Below are 941 nucleotides of genomic sequence, written 5' to 3' on the forward strand. Positions count from 1 at the left end.
GCGGCGGCCCCGCCAGCCGCGCCCGCCGCGGCCAGGACGCCCTGGTGACCGCGCGGATCGACCTGCGCGACGCCGTCTTCGGCGGCGAGCAGACGATCGAGCTGGACACGGCCGTGCGCTGCGATCGGTGCGAGGGCTCGTGCTGCGAGCCCGGCACCCAGCCGGAGACCTGCCAGACCTGCCATGGCCACGGCATGATCCAGCGCCCCGTGCGGTCGCTGCTGGGCACCGTCATGGCCACCGAGGCCTGCCCCGCCTGCCAGGGGTTCGGCACCGTCATCCCGACGCCCTGCCACGAGTGCGACGGGCAGGGCCGCGTCCGCACCCGGACGCCGCTGACCCTGCGCATCCCCGCGGGCGTGGACGACGGCACCCGCATCCACCTCGCCGGCCGCGGCGAGGCCGGCCCGGGCGGCGGCCCGAACGGCGACCTCTACGTGGAGATCGCGGTCCGCCCGGACGAGACCTTCCGCCGCGAGGGCGACCACCTGGCCACCACCGTGACCGTCCCCATGGCCGCCGCGGCCCTGGGCACCACCGTCACGCTGGACACCCTGGACGGCAAGCAGTCCCTCAGCCTGGACCCGGGCGTGCAGTCCGGCCACGTCGAGGTCCTCCACGGCCTGGGCGTCGGTCGCCTGCGCGGGCAGGGCCGTGGCGACCTCAAGGTGGACGTGGTGGTCACCACGCCCACCGACCTGGACGACGAGCAGCGCCAGCTCCTGGAGCGCCTGGCCGAGGTGCGCGGCGAGGAGGTCGTGCACGGCGCACCCCAGGCCAAGGGCATGTTCGCCCGGCTGCGGGAGAACCTGAGGAACCTGTGACCGCCCCCCTGTTCCACCTCGAGCCGGGCGCCCTGGCCGGCGCGAGCGCGGGCGCGGAGGTCGTCTTCGACGGCGCCGAGGCCCGGCACGCCGCCGCGGCCATGCGCCTGGCCCCCG

At 76.6% G+C, this 941-nt stretch carries 1 protein-coding gene; it reads left to right on the top strand.

From position 1 onward, the window contains the following. On the top strand, positions 1-824 hold an 824-nt coding region (locus HMPREF3105_RS12280; RefSeq protein ID WP_070709874.1), incomplete at its 5' end, for a DnaJ C-terminal domain-containing protein. Positions 825-941 lie beyond the last annotated feature (117 nt).

Source organism: Micrococcus sp. HMSC31B01 (assembly GCF_001816085.1).
Taxonomy (GTDB): Bacteria; Actinomycetota; Actinomycetes; order Actinomycetales; family Micrococcaceae; genus Micrococcus; species Micrococcus luteus.